The 16730-nt window shown below is 74.2% G+C and carries 17 protein-coding genes and 1 pseudogene; 12 read left to right on the plus strand and 6 right to left on the minus strand.

Translation table 11 applies throughout. The features are described 5' to 3' along the window. From AB0A94_RS37595 to AB0A94_RS37605, 3 genes are all read left to right on the plus strand, one after another. Positions 1-1489, plus strand: a 1489-nt coding sequence (locus tag AB0A94_RS37595; RefSeq protein WP_361751386.1) for a tetratricopeptide repeat protein, incomplete at its 5' end; no start/stop codon positions are given. Further along, positions 1486-2961 (plus strand): nickel transporter, encoded by a 1476-nt coding sequence (locus AB0A94_RS37600; protein WP_361751388.1) that lies wholly within the window; start codon positions 1486-1488, stop codon positions 2959-2961. The genes AB0A94_RS37595 and AB0A94_RS37600, both read left to right, overlap by 4 nt. Before the next feature lie 78 nt (positions 2962-3039). Further along, on the plus strand, positions 3040-4641 hold the full coding sequence (locus AB0A94_RS37605; RefSeq protein WP_361751413.1) for a serine/threonine-protein kinase: 1602 nt from the start codon (positions 3040-3042) through the stop codon (positions 4639-4641). Between the two features lie 3 nt (positions 4642-4644). Here the strand turns inward: AB0A94_RS37605 and AB0A94_RS37610 are convergent, their stop codons facing one another. Beyond that, on the minus strand, positions 4645-5451 hold the full coding sequence (locus AB0A94_RS37610; RefSeq protein WP_361751390.1) for an SGNH/GDSL hydrolase family protein: 807 nt from the start codon (positions 5449-5451) through the stop codon (positions 4645-4647). 600 nt (positions 5452-6051) lie between these two features. Here AB0A94_RS37610 and AB0A94_RS37615 point away from each other — a divergent pair. From AB0A94_RS37615 to AB0A94_RS37630, 4 genes are all read left to right on the plus strand, one after another. Further along, entirely contained in the window at positions 6052-6873 is an 822-nt protein-coding gene (locus AB0A94_RS37615; RefSeq protein WP_361751392.1) for a glycosyltransferase family 2 protein, read from the plus strand. Then, positions 6870-7868: a glycosyltransferase family 2 protein gene (locus tag AB0A94_RS37620; RefSeq protein WP_361751394.1), complete on the plus strand. Its 999-nt coding sequence runs from the start codon at positions 6870-6872 to the stop codon at positions 7866-7868. Before AB0A94_RS37615 ends, AB0A94_RS37620 begins: the two co-directional genes overlap by 4 nt. Continuing rightward, complete coding sequence (locus AB0A94_RS37625) at positions 7861-8661, plus strand: polysaccharide deacetylase family protein (protein ID WP_361751396.1); 801 nt, start codon at positions 7861-7863, stop codon at positions 8659-8661. The genes AB0A94_RS37620 and AB0A94_RS37625 overlap by 8 nt, the downstream gene beginning before the upstream one ends. Positions 8662-8745: 84 nt before the next feature. Further along, on the plus strand, positions 8746-9840 hold the full coding sequence (locus AB0A94_RS37630; protein ID WP_361751398.1) for a DUF5925 domain-containing protein: 1095 nt from the start codon (positions 8746-8748) through the stop codon (positions 9838-9840). Between the two features lie 149 nt (positions 9841-9989). On the opposite strand, the gene AB0A94_RS37635 is transcribed toward AB0A94_RS37630, so the two are convergent. Further along, positions 9990-10358: a GntR family transcriptional regulator gene (locus tag AB0A94_RS37635; protein WP_217130390.1), complete on the minus strand. Its 369-nt coding sequence runs from the start codon at positions 10356-10358 to the stop codon at positions 9990-9992. Between the two features lie 71 nt (positions 10359-10429). On the opposite strand from AB0A94_RS37635, the gene AB0A94_RS37640 reads away from it, so the two are divergent. Next, positions 10430-11359: a GNAT family N-acetyltransferase gene (locus tag AB0A94_RS37640; protein ID WP_361751400.1), complete on the plus strand. Its 930-nt coding sequence runs from the start codon at positions 10430-10432 to the stop codon at positions 11357-11359. Beyond that, a complete protein-coding gene (locus AB0A94_RS37645) occupies positions 11340-11840 on the plus strand; it encodes a DUF402 domain-containing protein (RefSeq protein WP_361751402.1) in 501 nt (166 codons plus the stop codon). The genes AB0A94_RS37640 and AB0A94_RS37645 overlap by 20 nt, the downstream gene beginning before the upstream one ends. 10 nt (positions 11841-11850) lie before the next feature. Here the strand turns inward: AB0A94_RS37645 and AB0A94_RS37650 are convergent, their stop codons facing one another. After that, positions 11851-12471 carry a class I SAM-dependent methyltransferase gene (locus AB0A94_RS37650; protein ID WP_361751404.1) on the minus strand — a complete coding sequence of 207 codons (621 nt, stop codon included), beginning with the start codon at positions 12469-12471 and terminating at the stop codon, positions 11851-11853. 138 nt (positions 12472-12609) lie between these two features. Between AB0A94_RS37650 and AB0A94_RS37655 the strand changes: the two genes are divergently transcribed. Further along, complete coding sequence (locus tag AB0A94_RS37655) at positions 12610-12744, plus strand: hypothetical protein (protein WP_361751406.1); 135 nt, start codon at positions 12610-12612, stop codon at positions 12742-12744. A gap of 195 nt (positions 12745-12939) precedes the next feature. Beyond that, positions 12940-13986, plus strand: coding sequence for a lytic polysaccharide monooxygenase (locus AB0A94_RS37660; protein ID WP_361751407.1), 1047 nt, complete (start codon positions 12940-12942; stop codon positions 13984-13986). A 176-nt stretch (positions 13987-14162) separates the two neighbouring features. Here AB0A94_RS37660 and AB0A94_RS37665 read toward each other — a convergent pair whose 3' ends face one another. After that, entirely contained in the window at positions 14163-14609 is a 447-nt protein-coding gene (locus tag AB0A94_RS37665) for a MarR family winged helix-turn-helix transcriptional regulator (protein WP_361751409.1), read from the minus strand. 81 nt (positions 14610-14690) lie between these two features. On the opposite strand from AB0A94_RS37665, the gene AB0A94_RS37670 reads away from it, so the two are divergent. After that, entirely contained in the window at positions 14691-15065 is a 375-nt protein-coding gene (locus AB0A94_RS37670) for a cupin domain-containing protein (protein ID WP_361751411.1), read from the plus strand. Between the two features lie 64 nt (positions 15066-15129). On the opposite strand, the gene AB0A94_RS37675 is transcribed toward AB0A94_RS37670, so the two are convergent. Both AB0A94_RS37675 and AB0A94_RS37680 read right to left on the minus strand, forming a co-directional pair. After that, positions 15130-16176 (minus strand): S1 family peptidase, encoded by a 1047-nt coding sequence (locus AB0A94_RS37675; protein WP_361751415.1) that lies wholly within the window; start codon positions 16174-16176, stop codon positions 15130-15132. A 338-nt stretch (positions 16177-16514) separates the two neighbouring features. Further along, a pseudogene (locus AB0A94_RS37680) lies at positions 16515-16730 on the minus strand (slipin family protein); the annotation flags it as partial.

Here is a 16730-nt window from a genome sequence, read left to right on the forward strand (position 1 = left end):
TCCCGGAGGGGCCCCCCCGCTCGCCGACGTCGTCGTTCAGGGTCCCGGAGCGGCCGCCCCGCACGCCGACGGCGACGGTCAGGGTCCCGGAGCGGCCGCCCCGGACGGCGCGGGACCGCGGGCCGGCGCGCCGCGGCGGTTCTCCGCTGCCGCGCGGCGGTCGCGCGGGGCGCGTCGCGCGGTGTGCGCCGGGCTGCTGGCCGTCGCGCTGACCGCCGGGGCCGTCGCGGTGGGAGAGGAAGGGGACGAGGGGCGGGCCGGGGCGGCCGGTGCCGCGCCGGCGGTCGTCGCCGGGGTGCTCGCCGGGGGTGAGCTCGGCGCCGGGATCCGGTCGCTGCAGGCTCATCTGCGGGCGCAGCCGCGGGACTTCGCCGGCTGGGCCGCCCTCGGGACCGCCTATGTCGAGCAGGCGCGGACCCAGGGGGACCCCTCGCGCTATCCGCGGGCCGAGCGGGCGCTCGAGCGTTCCCTCGCACTCGAACCCGGCAACGAGCAGGCCCTCGCCGGGCAGGCCGCCCTCGCCGCCGCGCGGCACGACTTCACCGGCGCCCTGGCCCACGCCGACCGGGCGCTGGAGCAGAACCCCTACAGCGAACGCGCCCTGTGCTCCCGTGTCGACGCGCTGGTCGAGCTCGGCCGGTACGAGGAGGCCGCCGGGGCCGCCGTCACCGCCGACCGCAGGCGGCCGGGGGTGCCCGTGTTCACCCGGTACGCGTACGTACGGGAGCTGCGCGGCGACGCGCGCACCGCGCGGGAGGTGCTGCGACGGGCCCTGGACAGCGCGTCCTCGCCCGCGGACGTGGCGTACGTCGCGACCGCGCTGGGACAGCTCGCCTGGAACCGGGGCGAGTACGGGACGGCTCTCGCGCACTACGCGCGGGCGCTCGCCGCCGACGACGGCCACCTCCCCGCCCTGGAGGGCCGGGCCCGCGCACAGGCCGCGAGCGGCGACCGCGCGGGCGCCGTGAAGACGCTGGAGCAGGTCGTCGCCCGCTCCCCGCTGCCCGGCCCCCTGGTCGCGCTCGGCGAGCTGTACGAGGACCGCGGCGCCGACGGCGACCGCGCGAGGGCACGCGAGCAGTACGCCCTCGTCGGCGCCTGGACCGCGCTGGCCCGGGCCGGCGGGGTCGAGGCCGACCTGGACACCGCGCTCGCCGCCGCCGATCACGGGGACGCCGGTGAGGCGCTGCGCGCGGCCCGCGCGGAGTGGGACCGGCGGCACAGTGTGCACACCGCGGACGCCCTCGCCTGGGCCCTGCACGTCAACGGCCGCGACGCGGAGGCCCTTCCGTACGCCCGCCGCGCCACGGCCACCGGCTACCGCAGCGCCGCCTTCCTCTACCACCGGGGCATGATCGAGAAGGCCACCGGGCACGACCGCGCCGCCCGTGGCTCCCTCACCGCCGCGCTGGAGCTGAACCCCGGCTTCTCTCCGCTCGGCGCCCGTGCGGCCCGGGCCGCGCTGAAGGAACTGGAGGGGGCGCGTTGAACCTCCGCCGCCGCGTCGCCGCCGGTGCCGCCGTCCTCACCGCCGCCTGCGCGCTCGCCCTGGTCCCGGCCACGACGTCGAGCGCGCACCCGCTCGGCAACTTCACCGTCAACCGCTACGACGGGCTGGTGGCCGCGCCCGGTGAACTCCGCGTCCATCACGTCGAGGACCTCGCCGAGATCCCGGCCGCCCAGGCGGGGCCGGACCTCGAGCGGCTGGGCGAGGGCGCCTGGGCCCGGCAGCGCTGTGCCACGGCCGCGCGGGAGAGCGAGGTGCGCGTCGACGGGCGGACGGTCCCGCTCACCGCGGGCACCGCCCGCGTGCGCGTGCGGCCCGGTCAGGCCGGGCTCGACACCCTGCGTGTGGAGTGCCGGCTGACCGCGCCCCTCCCCGGGGGCGAAACGGTCGGCCTCCGCTTCCGCGGGGCGGGCGCGTCGTCCGGTCCTGGCTGGCGGGAGATCACCGCGCGGGGCGACCGTACGACGCTCACCGCCTCGGACGTGCCGACGGCCTCGCCGTCCGGCGAACTGACCCGGTATCCGGAGGAACTGCTCTCGTCCCCGGCCGACACCAGGACCGCGGCCCTGCGCGTCCGTCCGGGCGGCCCGGCCCTGGCGGCGGAGGAGGCCGACGCGCCCGCCTCCGCCGTGCTCCCGCGCGGTGCCGACCGCTGGACCCGCGCGCTCGACGACCTCGTCGCCCGGCACGACCCGACCGCGGGGTTCGCCGCGCTCGCGCTGCTGGTCGCCGTCGGGCTCGGCGCGGTGCACGCGCTCGCCCCCGGCCACGGCAAGACGCTCATGGCCGCGACGGCGGCGGCGCGCGGAGGCGGGGCCCGGCTCAGGGACGTCCTGCCCATGGCCGCCTCGGTCACCGTCACCCACACGTTCGGCGTGGTCGCCCTGGGCCTGCTGGTCACGGCCGGCTCGGCCGCCGCGCCCTCGGTGATCGCCTGGCTGGGCATCGCGAGCGGCGCCCTCGTCACCCTGGCCGGCGCGAGCCTCGTACGCCGGGCCCTGCGCCACCGGAACCACACGCACCACCATGAGCACCCGCACGAACACACGCACACGCACGAGGGCCACACCCATACGCACGGCGGTCGCACCCACACCCATCCCACCGCCCCCACCCTGCGCGGCACGGTCCTGCTCGGTTTCGCCGGCGGGCTGGTGCCCAGTCCGTCCGCCGTCGTGGTGCTGGTCGGCGCCGCCGCGCTCGGCCGGGCCTGGTTCGGGCTGCTGCTCGTCGTCGCGTACGGCGCCGGGCTGGCCCTGACGCTCACCGCGGCCGGGTACGCGGTCGTGAAGGCGGGCAGCGGTGTGACCGGGCTGCTGGCCCGGCGCCCCCGCTGGACGACGGCCCCGTGGGCGACCCTCGTGCGCCGGAGCGCGCCCCTGGGGTCGGCGTTCGTCGTCGTGGCCCTGGGCGCCGGATTGGTGTTCAGGGGGGCGGCATCCGCACTCGGTTGAGCTACTTTCTTGAGGAAAGGGCGAATTCGTCCGGACGCGAAGGGGGGCGCCGTGTCCGAGGAACCGGGCGGTGAGCGGGTGGTCGCGGGCCGGTACCGGCTGCTGTCACCGCTGGGCGAGGGCGGCATGGGGACCGTGTGGCGGGCCCGCGACGAGGTGCTGCACCGCGAGGTCGCCGTCAAGGAGGTGCGCGCCCCGGCCGGACTGCCGGCGTCCGACGTGGAGCGGATGTACGCCCGGCTGGAGCGGGAGGCGTGGGCGGCGGCCCGGATCGCCGACCGCAACGTGGTGACGGTGTACGACGTGGCGATGGAGGACGGCCGTCCGTGGATCGTCATGGAGCTGGTGCGCGGTCTGTCGCTGGCCGAGGTGCTGGACGCGGAGGGACCGCTGTCCCCGCGGCGGGCCGCGCACATCGGCGCGGAGGTGCTCGCCGCGCTGCGGGCCGCGCACGGGGCGGGGGTGCTGCACCGGGACGTGAAGCCGGCCAACGTGCTGATCGCGAACGACGGGCGGATCGTGCTCACCGACTTCGGGATCGCCATGGTCGAGGGCAGCTCGGCGCTGACCATGACCGGGGAGGTCGTCGGTTCGCCCGAGTTCCTCGCTCCGGAGCGGGCGCTGGGGCGCACGCCGGGGCCCGAGTCGGACCTGTGGTCGCTCGGTGTGCTGCTGTACGCGGCGGTCGAGGGCCACTCGCCCTTCCGTCAGGACACCCCGCTGAGCACTCTGCGGGCGATCGTCGACGAGGAGCTGCCGCCGCTGCGCCGGGCGGGTCCGCTCGCCCCGGTCGTCGAGGGGCTGTTGCGCAAGGACCCGGCCGAGCGGCTGTCGGCGGAGCGGGCACAGCAGGACCTGCGGCTCGTCGGGGCGGGGGGCGCTCCCCGCGCGGACACGGCGCGTTCGCTGCCGTACGCCCCGACGGTGGCCGCGCTGCCGCAGCCGTACCCGGAGACGTACTCACCCGCTTCCCCGGCGCCGGCCGCGGGAGCGCCGGCGGCGACCACCGCGGTCACCCGGCCCGGGCGCGACCGGCGGGCCGCGGTCGCCCTGGTGGCGGGTGTGGCCGCCCTGGCCCTGGCGCTGGCCGGGCTGACGTACGCGCTGCTGGACGACGAGAACGGCGACCCCGGCGCCAAGGGCACCGGAGGCCGGGCGAGTTCGCCCGCGCGGACCGGTGACGACGGGGAGGGTGGCGGGACGCCGAGGACGGACGGTCCGGCGCCGTCCTCCACCGCGAGCGAGGAGAAGAAGGAGGAGAGGGAGGAGAAGTCCACTCCCCCGCCGCAGACGGTGTCGGTGACGGTGACCGGCGCGCACACGGAGTACTCCGGGAGCTGTCCGCCGGCGCACGAGGAGGCGCCCGCGTTCACGGCGACGTTCACGGTGGGGCGGTTGCCGGCCGAGGTCTCCTACCGCTGGGTGGCCGAGGACGGCTCGGTGGACGATCCGGGCTGGCGGAAGCTGTCGCTCCCCGAGGGGGGCGGGCGTACGAAGCACGACACGGTGGTCGTGACGACGTACTCGGAGACCGGGGTGTTCGAGAGCGAGATCGGCGTGGAGGTCCGGGAGCCGGTGCGGACGACGTCCGAGACGGTGCCGTTCTCGGTGGCGTGTGAGGCGGAGACCCCGACGGGCGGGGCCTCCGCTTCTCCTTCCGGTTCGGACGACGGGTACTGACGGTCAGGCCGCGGCGTCGAGCACCGGCAGATAGCCGCCGGACTGTCCGGCGGCCGTCGGGTGGTACGAGTTGCCGATGTTGAGCCAGTCCATGCTGTGCAGCCAGGAGCTGCCGGAGCAGATCTCGTGGCCGGTGAAGGTGGTGCGTACGTCGCCGAAGGTGAAGCCGTGGGCGCCGGCGCGCCGGGCGATGGCGTTGTCGAGGTAGTCGGCGGCGTCGTTGATCGCCTTCCGCTTGGTCTCGGAGAGACCGATGCAGGAGGTACCGAGCTGGTAGAAGCGGGGGTAGCCGAGCACCACGACACGGGCGTTGGGGGCCCGGTCGTGGATCGCCGCGTAGACGCTGTCGAGCCTGCCGGGCAGGGTCGAGTCGACGTACGCCCTCGCGGTGGCGATGCGCGAGAGGCAGGAGCTGTCGGACTGGAGCACACAGGTCGTCATGACGTCGGCGAAACCGGCGTCGTTGCCGCCGACGCTGATCGAGACCAGGCCGGTCGAGGTGGAGAGCGGGCCGAGCTGCCCGGAGAGAACATCACCCGTTCGGGCGCCCGAGCAGGCCGTGAAGTGGAAGGACGAGGGTGAGTTGGCGGCCGCCCAGAGGTAGGGGTGGGCCTTCGTGCTGCGCTTGCAGTCACCGCTGGAGGAGATGTAGCTGCCGGCTCCGACGCCGGAGGCGTAGGAGTCGCCGAGCGCCACATAGCCGTCGGCTGCGGCCTGTTGGGACGCCTGGGCCGTCGTGGCCCCGGTGAGGGCGGTGGTGACGGCGAGGAGGAGTGAGCCGAGGGCGAGGACAATTCGGGAACGTCTCATGGAACCTCCCTTTAGCAGGATCTCTGCCGCAACCGTGGTACCAACTACGCGTGTTGACCGGAAGTGTTCATGCCAAAACTGTTGCTGTTCGTTCCTGGACGAAATCCGGTCGGGCGGACTTTCGGCCCTTGACGCCCCCTACGGGGTGCGCCACATTGAAGCCCGTCATCCGACACTTCGGGGGGAAAAGTCGGCCATGCGGACACACACATCCCGGCAAGAGACCTATGTAACGGCCAAACCGGCGAAAACGTGAGCGGGCGTTCCAGGTCTTGCCATTCGGGCTCAATCGTCAATACCGTCATACACCTCACTCGCGACGGATCGTCAGCAAGCGGTTCCAGGGGAGGGCTCAGGACCGGGACGAACCGACGCGGGGCGCGGTAGGGGGGTGCCGTGCCCGGTGACCGCAACGGTGACCGGGCCGTGCCGCGCGGTCGGCCGGCTTTTCCGCGGCCGACCAGATTTGCCAGCTCACCCGGCGTGCACGTCGGTTCCGTCCGTCGTGCCGCGAGGTGAGAGCAACCCCCCTTTCGAACCGGACGAACAGCCGGGCCGCCCGAGGGGCGGGCGGTCCACCGGACGAGAGGGACCAGACTCATGAGTTCCGTTCTGCAGTCGGCGACCGAGGACCAGGATCCACCGGTCGCCCGCACGTACCGGCCCGTCTCCTCTCACCTGGCCATAGCGCCGCCGGTGAGCGTGGTGATACCGGCCATGAACGAGGCGGAGAACCTGCCGTACGTCTTCAAGACGCTTCCCGACTGGATCCACGAAGTGGTCCTGGTCGACGGCAACTCCACCGACGAAACCGTCGAGGTGGCCCGCGAACTGTGGCCCGGCGTCAAGGTCGTCGGGCAGCGCGGCAAGGGCAAGGGGGACGCGCTGCGCTCCGGGTTCGAGGCCTGCACCGGCGACATCATCGTGATGGTCGACGCGGACGGCTCGGCGGACGGCAACGAGATCGTCAGCTACGTCTCCGCGCTGGTCTCCGGCGCGGACTTCGCCAAGGGGTCCCGCTTCGCCAACGGCGGCGGCACCGACGACATGACGTTCATCCGCATGCTGGGCAACCGGGTGCTGTGCGCCGCCGTCAACCGCAAGTTCGGCGCGCGGTACACCGACCTCTGCTACGGCTACAACGCCTTCTGGCGGCACTGCCTCGACAAGATCGACCTCGACTGCACCGGCTTCGAGGTCGAGACCCTGATGAACATCCGGGTCGTCAAGGCCGGCCTCAAGGTGCAGGAGATACCCAGCCACGAGTACCTGCGCATCCACGGCACGAGCAATCTGCGGGCCGTGCGCGACGGGCTGCGCGTGCTGAGAGTCATCCTCGGGGAGCGTTCCAACCGGCGTGCGCTGCGCCGGCGCCCGCGCCCCTCGCCGCTGCTCGGTACGGGCCGGGGGAAGGTGTCTTGAGCGATCCCGGCACCCCGGGCGTCTCGGTCGTGATCTGCGCCTACACCGAGGACCGCTGGGAGGACGTCCTCGCGGCGGTCGCCTCGGTACGGGCGCAGTCACGGCCGGCCCTGGAGACCCTGCTGGTCGTCGACCACAACCAGGACCTCCTGGACCGTCTGGGCAAGGAGTACGAGGGGACCGGCGACGTGCGGGTGCTCGCCAACGCGGGCCCCCGCGGCCTGTCCGCCGGCCGCAACACCGGGATCGCCGCCTCGCGCGGCGACGTCGTCGCCTTCCTCGACGACGACGCCGTGGCCGAACGCGACTGGCTGAAGCACTTCGCCGAGGCGTACGACGACCCGCGCGTGATGGCGGTCGGCGGGCGCACCGAACCCCTCTGGGCGTCGGGCCGGCGGCCCGACTGGTTCCCCGAGGAGTTCGACTGGGTGGTGGGCTGCACTTACCGGGGCCTGCCGCCCGGGCGGGTACGGGTGCGCAACGTGCTCGGCGGCAACGCCTCCTTCCGGCGCGAGGCCTTCGACGCGGCGGGCGGTTTCGCCACCGGCATCGGACGCGACGGGAACAAGCGACCGCTGGGCGGGGAGGAGACGGAGCTGTGCATCCGCCTCAGCCGCGCCCGGCCCGACGCGGTCCTGCTGATCGACGACCGCGCGGTGATCCACCACCGGGTGCCCGAAGTCCGGGAGCACTTCCGCTACTTCCGTACGCGCACCTACGCCGAGGGGCTGTCCAAGGCGCTGGTGGCCCGCAGCGTGGGCGCGGAGAAGGGGCTGGAGTCCGAACGCCGGTACACCACGCGCGTACTGCCGGCCGGGGTGGTGCGGGGACTGCGCGACGCCCTGCTGGCCCGCCCGGGCGGCGCGGGGCGCGCGGGGGCGATCGTGGCCGGGGTGCTCACCGCGGCCGGCGGCTACCTGGTGGGGAGCGTGCGGGCCCGGCGGAGCGGGGTCACGTTCTCCGTGGTGGCCGTCGAGGAGGCCCGCCGTGACTGACGTACGCGTGCCGGTCCTCATGTACCACGCGGTCGCGGCCGATCCCGGCGAGGCGACCCGCGCCCTGTCCGTGACCCCGGAGGCGTTCGCCGAGCAGATGGCGGTGATCGCGGACCGGGGCCTCACCCCCGTCACCACGGCCGAACTGGCCGCGCACTGGCGCTCGGGCCGCCCGCTGCCCGAGCGGCCGGTCCTCGTCACGTTCGACGACGGCTACGAGGGCGTGCACCGGCACGCGCTGCCCGTGCTCGCCGAGCACGGGTTCCCGGCCACCCTGTTCGTCACCACGGGCTGGCTGAGGGGGCCGTACGACACCGGCGGCGGCCTGGACACCATGCTCGACTGGGACCAGGTGCGCGAACTGGCCGGCGCGGGCGTCGAGATCGGCGGGCACAGCCACAGCCATCCGCAGCTCGACCAGCTCGACGAGGGCCGGCTGCGCTCCGAGCTGATCCTGTGCAAGGAGATCGTCTCGGACCAGCTGGGCTCCCCACCCGCCTCGTTCGCCTACCCCTACGGCTACTCCAGCCGCCGGGTGCGCCGGGCGGTGCGGGAGACCGGGTACGCCCAGGCCCTCGCCGTCGGCAACGGCCTCGCCCGCCGCGCCCAGGGGCCGTACGCCCTGCGGCGCGTCACGGTGCGGCGGTCGACGTCCGCCGCCGAGTTCGAACGGCTGGTGGAAGGGCGGGCCGTCGCGCGGGCCTTCGCCCGGGACCGCGCGCTGACCAAGGGGTACGCGGTGGTGCGCCGGGCCCGGCGGGCACGGGGGCTGATCCGCCGGCCGCCGGACTGAAAGCGGGCGGCCGGCTACGGCCGTGCGCCGCGTGTGCCCCGGAAACCGGGTGCACGCGGCGCCCGTGTGACCGATCATGGCGGCATGTCCGCGCAACCGCACGACGCACTGCCGATCCGGCTCAACGTCGACGACAGCGACTCCCCGTCCGATGTCGTCGACGCGCTGTTCCTCGGCCGCTTCGCGACGGGCGAGCAGCCGTACTCGCACGCCGTGAACATCGACCGCGTACGCTCCGGCGCGACCCTGCTGCCCGCGGACGCGCGGGTGTTGCGGATCGCCAGGGACGACGACCGCAGCGCCACCCTGGCCGAGGGCGAGGGCTGGACCCTGCTGGTCTCCCGCTGGAACCGGGGCGCCGACGTCACGGTCACCGCGACCAGCGCCGACCTCGCCGCGAAGATCCTGGGCGAGGCCACCGACGGCGCGGCGGACGAGCCCGAACCGCAGCCGGAGAACGTCACCATGGGCTTCTGGTACGTCTCCCCGCGGCGCGGCCCGCACCGCACCACCCGGCAGATCTCCGCGGGCACCTGGGAGGAGATCCGGCCCAACTACACGGCGCCGGTGGCGGAGGCGATGGACCGCCTGATGAAGACCACCCCCGAGGACATCTCGGGCCGGCTGCTCCTGCTGCACGGCCCGCCGGGCACCGGCAAGACCTCCGCGCTGCGCACGCTGGCCCGGTCCTGGCGGGACTGGTGCCAGGTGGACTGCGTGCTGGACCCCGAGCGGTTGTTCAGTGACGTCGGCTACCTGATGGACATCGCGATCGGCGAGGAGGACGCGACGGGCAAGGGCCGCTGGCGGCTGCTGCTCCTGGAGGACTGCGACGAGCTGATCCGGGGCGAGGCCAAGCACGCCGCCGGGCAGGCGCTGTCCCGGCTGCTGAACCTGACGGACGGTCTGCTCGGCCAGGGCCGCAACGTCCTGGTGGGGGTCACCACCAACGAGGACCTGGAGCGCCTGCACCCGGCCGTGGTCCGCCCCGGCCGCTGTCTGGCCCGGATCGAGGTGGGGCGGCTGACCCGCGCGGAGGCGGTGAGCTGGCTCGGCACCGAGGAGGGCGTCGGCCGCGAGGGCGCGACCCTGGCCGAGCTGTACGCCCTGCGCCGGGGCACCTCCCCCACGTCCCTGCCGGAACCACGGGGCGACGCGGACGCGGGCCTGTACCTGTAGACAGGGGGTGGCAGCACCCCCCAGGGGCGCGGGGCCGTGCCGACTTGCGGCTCCGCCGCGCGGGCGCGACCGGCCACAACGGACCCGCAGCCGGCGTCAAACCCCGCCGCCACGGCGCTCACCCGGCAAGTCCCGCAGGGAACCGGCGCTCACGCCCCGTAAGCCGCCCGCAGTGCGTCCCGCACGGCGGCCAGTGCCTCCTCCTCGCCGAGCCCCAGCCGCCGCGCCCTGGCGGCGTAGTCCTGCGCCGCGGACGCCAGCTCCCGCTCCGCCGCCGCCCCCGCGGCGGCGATCAGCGTCCCGTTGCGCCCCCGCGTCTCGATCACCCCGTCCGCCTCCAGCGCCCGGTACGCCTTGGCCACCGTGTTCGCGGCGAGCCCGAGCGTCTCGGCCAGCCCGCGCACCGTCGGCAGCCGGTACCCCACGGGCAGCGCTCCCGACCGTGCCTGCTCGGAGATCTGCGCCCGCACCTGCTCGTACGGGGGCGCGCCGTCGTCGATCCGGATCTTCAAGGTCACGGCCCGATTGTCGCGCACCCCGGCGGAAAACAGGAGGCGCCCCGGGCGCGTCCCCCGTAGCGTGCGTCCCCATGACAGTGATCGTCCGCGATCTTCGCCCCGACGCCCGCGCCGACCTCGAGGGCTTCGCCCGCGTCCGGCACGCCGCGCTGCCGTTCGTCCTCGTCACCCCGGAGTCCCTGGCCCACGACCTCACCCGTCTCCACCCCGACGCCCACTACTGCCCGCTCGTCGCCGTGGCCGACGGCGAGGTGATCGGCACGGCGCAGGTGCACCTGACCCACGAGAGCTCCGAGTCCGGCCAGGGCAACGTCAACGTGTACGTGCACCCCGGGCACACCCGCCGGGGCGCCGGGACGCTGCTCGTGCGCGCCGCCGAGGAGCACCTGGCCGCGCACGGGGCGACCAGGCTGTTCGCCTGGGTGGTGGACGGGCCGGGCAACCGCGCCTTCGCCGAGGCGCACGGCTACCGGGCGAGCCGCTCCGCCCACTTCCTCCGCCTGGACCTGGCGAACGGCGCCCTCCCCCCGCTCCAGGATCCGCCGCCGGGCGTGGAGCTGCGCCCGGGCTCGGACTTCGCCGGTGACCCGCGCCCGCTGTTCGAGCTGGACGCGGAGACCACGGCGGACGAACCCAGCGACGTGGACACCGAGTTCACGGACTACGAGGCCTGGCTGGAGGAGACCTGGCGGCACCCCCTGTTCAGCCCCGGGCTGACCACGGTGGCGGTGGTCGACGGCCGTCCCGCCGCGTTCTCCGCGGCCCGCACGGACGGCGGCACCCGGTACGGCACGGTCATGACCGGCACCGCCCGCGCCCACCGGGGCCGGGGGCTGGCCAAGCTCGCCAAGAACGACTCCCTGCATCGCGCCCGCGCGGCCGGGTACACGGAGGCGTTCACGGGCAACGACACCGGGAACGGGCCGATGATCGCGATCAACCGGTGGTTCGGGTACGAGATCTGCGGGACGGAGGTGCGGTATGTCCGCGCACTGGGCTGACGGGCCGACGCGGGTGGAGGTCGTCCTCGTCAAGGCGGGACGCATGAAGATCCGCTATCCGGCCGAGCTGCTCGCCGACGACGGCACCCGTGTCACCGTGCGCGCCCCCTGGGCGGGTGACGGCGTGCGCGACTTCGGCTTCGTCCGCTTCGAGCCCGGTGACGTCTTCACGGAGCACTACTGGCGCGACCGGTGGTACTCCGTGAAGGAGGTCCGTACCGCCGACGGCACCCTCAAGGGCCACTACTGCGACATCACCCGGCCGGCCGAGCTCTCCGGCGGCCGGCTGGTCGTCGAGGACCTCGACCTGGACCTGTGGGTCTCCGCGGACGGCACGGACGTGCGGCGGCTGGACGAGGACGAGTTCGCGGCGAGCGGTCTCCTCACCACGGATCCCGAGGCGGCCGCCGCCGCGGTGGCCGCCCTCGACGAACTGGACGTCCGGGCCCGCGAGGGCGGATTCGGCGCGCTGCTCGCCTGAGGGCGCCGGATCAGTCCGGGACGGCGACCACCGCGTACCGCTCGTCGTCCACCTCCCGGCCCCACAGCGCCGCGTCCCGGGACAGCCGCTCCACGCTCACCCGTCCGCCGAGCGGGGCCAGCAGCGCCGTGAGCCGGTCGGCCGGTACGCCGACCGGGCTCACCGTCCCCCACACGCCCTCGACCAGCACGAGCCGGCCCCCGGGCCGCAGGAGGTCCCGCCAGTGCCGCAGCGCCCGGTCCGGTTCGGGTAGCGTCCACAGCACGTGCCGGACCAGGACGGCGTCGTAGCGCTCCTCCCCGACCGGTGGTGCCGTCGCGTCGCCGACGAGGAACACGGCGTCACGTCCGGCGAGCTTCTCCCGGGCGAGCGCCACCATCGCCGGGGACCGGTCGACGCCGGTCACCCGGTGTCCCCGCTCGGCCGCGAGGAGGGACAGGCTGCCGGTGCCGCAGCCGAGGTCGAGGACGTCGCCCGGCCGCTCCGGCAGCCAGGCCCGCAGCCGGGCCGCCCAGGCCGCGCGCACCGCCGGGTCGCGCAGCCCGTGGTCCGGTTCCTCGTCGAACGCGGCGGCCGCCCCGTCCCAGTCGACACCGTGCGTGCGCGTCCCGTCACCGTCGTGGATCGTCATGGCCCCAGAGTGACACCCGCCACTGACAATCGATTCGTGACAGCGGCCACAGACAGAACAGGACCGATGAGGAACTCTCCCCCGAAAGGTCTACCTCCGTGAGAACACGGAACCCGGTGGACCCTGAAGGAGGCAGCCATGCGCCGTGTCACCGTGCAGAAGCCCCCGAGGAAGACGGACACCCGCCGGGCCCGTGAGGAGGCCGACGAGCGCCCCGCGGGACGACCCGAGGTCCGCAAGGACATCGCCCGCACCTGGTGGCCCGACGGCTGACCGTCCGGGCACCGCCTGATCCGGGCACCTACCTGATCCCAGCCTGAGCACTCCCTTAACGCGGCCATAAGGATCCCTCCCCAGGGCCTTCGGCAGGCGATTTCACCGGTTCGGGGGGCTAGTTTCTGAGCCACCCCACGGGATTCACCACCCCCCACCCCGATCCAGTGATCGCTGTCGAGGAGTTGCTGCCCCATGCCCGCACGCCGCAAGGCCGCCGTCGCCACCGCCGTCGGACTCGTTCCGCTCGCCCTGACCGGGCTGTCCGCCGCACCGGCGTCCGCGCACGGTTCCATGGGCGACCCGGTCAGCCGGGTCTCCCAGTGCTACGCCGAGGGCCCGGAGAGCCCGAAGTCGGCGGCGTGCCGGGCGGCGGTCGCGGCCGGCGGCACCCAGGCGCTGTACGACTGGAACGGCATCCGCATCGGCGACGCCGGCGGACGCCACCAGGAGCTCATTCCCGACGGCAAGCTGTGCAGCGCCGGCAACGAGGCGTTCAAGGGGCTCGACCTGGCCCGCGCCGACTGGCCGGCGACGAGCGTGAGCAGCGGTTCGCACACCTTCAAGTACCGCGTGACCGCCCCGCACAAGGGGACCTTCAAGGTGTACATCACCAAGCCGGGCTACGACCCGTCGCAGCCGCTGGCCTGGGACGACCTGGACCTGGCGAACCCGGTGGCGACCTCCACCGACCCGGCCGCCTCGGGCGGCTTCTACACCTTCACCGGCACCCTCCCCGAGCGCTCCGGCACGCAGCTGCTGTACGCGGTCTGGCAGCGGTCGGACAGCCCGGAGGCGTTCTACTCCTGCTCGGACGTCACGTTCGGCGGCGGATCCCAGGCGGGTGGGAACGGGGCCGGCGACGGTGCGGCCGCCGACTCGGGCGACACCCCGAAGGAGGCCGCCGCCCCGGCGCCGACCGCCTCCGCCCCGTCCGAGGAGCAGCTCGAGGACGGCGCCGACAAGTCGACCATCGAGAACCACGGGCACGGCGACGACGACCCCCACACCTCGGCGGAGCCGGCCGCGGCGGACGACGACACCGCCCCGGAGGCCGCCGGTGACGGCACCACCGCCAACCAGCCGAAGGCGGCGGGATCGTCGCAGAACCTCGCGGAGACCGGCGGCGACGGCAACACCCCGTACCTGATGGTCGGCGGCGCCGCGGCGCTGGCGCTCGGCTCGGCGGCGCTGTTCGCCTCCGCGCGGCGGCGCACGGCGACCGGGCGGCACGGCCGCTGAGCCCGGTTCGGGGCCCTGTCCGGCGGCTCAGGCCGGACAGGGCCCCGACGCGCGCGTCGGCGTGGACACGTGCCGGTCGAACGCGGAGGCGCGGGCGGCGGGCCCGGTGCGGGCCGGGCCGGGGGGCGTCGGCGGCCTCGTCGTACGGCGGCCCCCGGCCTCCGTCCGACAGGGCGTCACCACACGGGACGAATCGGCCCGTCGGGCGCGATGCGCAGCAGCTTTCGCGCCAGCTCGCGCACCTCCGTCTCCCCCAGCGTCTCGCCCCAGGCCCGTACGGCCTCCGCCGCCGCCTCGTCGGCCGCCCGGGTGCAGGCCCACCCCGCCCCGGTCAGCACGACGAGCCTGGCCCGCGCGTCCTCGGGGTGCGGGCGCCGCTCGACGTAGCCCTTGCGCACCAGCTCGTCGACGAGCTGACTCGCGGCCTGCTTGGTCACCCCGAGGTGGACCGCGAGGTCGGTGACCGTCGCGCCGTCCGGGGCGAGCCGGGTGAAGGCGAAACCGTGCGCGGGCCGCACCCCCTCGAAGCCGCGGGCGACCACCCCGTCATGGATGCGCCGGGTGAGCTCGCCGGCGGCGGCGAGCAGGGCGGCGGACAGGGTGACGGCTTCGGAGTTCTGCACGGGGAGATTCAAGCACCTTGACGAAACAGTCAAGAAGCTTGACCATATAGTCAACATGCTTGACTGCTTGAGGAGGCCGTCGTGCCCGTCGTCCGCCCGTCCGATGCCGTCGTCCACGAGATGCACGGCACCCGCTTCGTCGCCCACGCCACCCCGTCGGCCGGCAGCAAGGAGCTGTGCGCCTGGCGGAGCGAGATTCCCGCCGGGACCCGGGCGCCCGCGCACACCGTCAGCCGGGAGGAGATCTTCCACCTGCTCGCCGGCGAACTGCTGATCACCCTCGACGGCACCACCCACCGCGTCAACGCCGGCGACACGGTGATCGTCCGTCCCGGCGCGACCCTCACCCTCGAGAACCCGGCCGCCGAGACCGCCGTCTCCTGGGTCACCACGTCCCACGGGCTGGAGGCGACCCTGGCCGACGGCACGCGCGTCGTGCCGCCGTGGACCCACTGAGTTCCGCCTCGCACGACGGCCCGCTCCTCCGTGCGGAGGGACGGGCCGCCGTACGAAGTGGGGTTCAGCCGATCCGGGTGCCGGTCGCCGAGAGGGCCTCCGTCACCGGCTGGAAGAAGGTCGTCCCGCCCGACGTGCAGTCGCCGCTGCCGCCGGAGGTGAGGCCGACCGCGCTGCCGCCCGAGAAGAGCGAGCCGCCGCTGTCGCCGGGCTCGGCGCACACGTCGGTCTGGATGAGACCGGTGACGATGTCGCCGTTGCCGTAGTTCACGGTGGCGTCCAGACCGGTGACCGTGCCGGAGTGCACCTGGGTCGTGGATCCGCTGCGGGTGACCCGCATGCCGACGGTGGCCTCGGCCGCGCCGGAGATCGCCTGCGTGGAGCCGTCGTAGAGGTTCACCTCGCTCGGGTGGGCGACGTCGGCGGTGTACTTGACCAGGCCGTAGTCGTCGCCCGGGAAGCTGGAGTCCACGTTCTCGCCGATCACGGTGCCCGAGGAGTCCGACCAGGTGGAGATCCCCTCGGTGCAGTGCCCGGCGGTGAGGAAGTGCGGCTCGCCGCCCTTGGTCACGTTGAAGCCGAGCGAACAGCGCCCGCCGCTGCCCGTGATGGCGTCGCCGCCGGCGACGAAGGGCTTGTACTCGCCCTTGGTCCGCCGGAGTTCGGCCTTGGCGCCCAGCCCGTCGACGACCTTCGTCAGCTTGGCCCACTCGGCCCCGGAGACGGTGCGGTCCGCGGTGACGACGACCTTGTTGGTGGTCGGGTCGGTCACCCAGGCGGTGCCCGGGACGGTGGCGTCCTGCTCGAGGGTGGTGCGCGCGCTCTTCAGCTCGGCGAGGGAGTTCGCCACGACTCTCGCCCTGGCGCCGGCCGACTCGACGGTCTCGGCGGCGGCCTCGTCGAGCACGTTCACCACGAGGGCCTTGCTCTTCGCGTCGTAGTACGTTCCCGCCGCGTCGGCGCCCAGGTCCCGGGCGAGCGTCGAGGCGAGCTTTCCGGCCGCTCCGATCGAGAGGGTCCGGGGCGCCGAGTCCGCCGGGACCTCGCTGGCGTTCGCAGTCTGGAAGGTGACCGCGCCGGCGGCCAGTGCGGCGACGCCCGCACCCGCCATGACCGCACGTCGCCTGGATATGCGTCGGTGCTTCAACTCACGTCCTCCTGTGGGGGGACGGCCCGGGAGGTTGTGGGGACCCGGCCGGACCGGAAAGCGTACGGTCACGGGGGCAGAAGACAAGAGAAGTCACGCCCGCACCGTCGAACGGCGCCTACTCTTCCGAACCCCACGGGGAGCACACAAGGTCGACTTCAGGACGCGCGTACGACAACGGCCGCGCGCCCCCTATGTCCTGACAGATCATGGACACGCGGGACCGTTCACACCGCAAACGCTACGAGGGAGTAACCGGCGGTACGGCACGCGGAAGTCGATCTTGGCTTGAATTCGACCTCTCATGGTCCGGTTCCATGAGTGGCGCGGCTGGCGGGCGTTGCTCCCGCACCGGTTCCGGCACCGGCCGTGAAGGCTGCCACGTGGCCCGGTGCGGGCTGCTGGGCGCGTTCGAGGAAGCGAAGGAGTTCGACGGGGAAGGGCAGGACGAGGGTGGAGTTCTTCTCGGCGGCGACGGCCACGATGGTCTGCAGCAGGCGCAGTTGGAGGGCGGAGGG

The sequence above is a fragment of the Streptomyces sp. NPDC044984 genome, assembly GCF_040646935.1.
Lineage (GTDB): Bacteria > Actinomycetota > Actinomycetes > Streptomycetales > Streptomycetaceae > Streptomyces.

What these genes read in the sequence shown, in the direction of transcription:
- AB0A94_RS37645 (WP_361751402.1), top strand. Translation starts at nt 11,340, where the DNA reads ATGTCCGCGCACTGGGCTGACGGGCCGACGCGGGTGGAGGTCGTCCTC.
- AB0A94_RS37640 (WP_361751400.1), top strand. Translation starts at nt 10,430, where the DNA reads ATGACAGTGATCGTCCGCGATCTTCGCCCCGACGCCCGCGCCGACCTC.
- AB0A94_RS37630 (WP_361751398.1), top strand. Translation starts at nt 8,746, where the DNA reads ATGTCCGCGCAACCGCACGACGCACTGCCGATCCGGCTCAACGTCGAC.
- AB0A94_RS37660 (WP_361751407.1), top strand. Translation starts at nt 12,940, where the DNA reads ATGCCCGCACGCCGCAAGGCCGCCGTCGCCACCGCCGTCGGACTCGTT.
- AB0A94_RS37675 (WP_361751415.1), bottom strand. Translation starts at nt 16,176, where the DNA reads ATGGCGGGTGCGGGCGTCGCCGCACTGGCCGCCGGCGCGGTCACCTTC.
- AB0A94_RS37655 (WP_361751406.1), top strand. Translation starts at nt 12,610, where the DNA reads ATGCGCCGTGTCACCGTGCAGAAGCCCCCGAGGAAGACGGACACCCGC.
- AB0A94_RS37650 (WP_361751404.1), bottom strand. Translation starts at nt 12,471, where the DNA reads ATGACGATCCACGACGGTGACGGGACGCGCACGCACGGTGTCGACTGG.
- AB0A94_RS37610 (WP_361751390.1), bottom strand. Translation starts at nt 5,451, where the DNA reads ATGAGACGTTCCCGAATTGTCCTCGCCCTCGGCTCACTCCTCCTCGCC.
- AB0A94_RS37615 (WP_361751392.1), top strand. Translation starts at nt 6,052, where the DNA reads ATGAGTTCCGTTCTGCAGTCGGCGACCGAGGACCAGGATCCACCGGTC.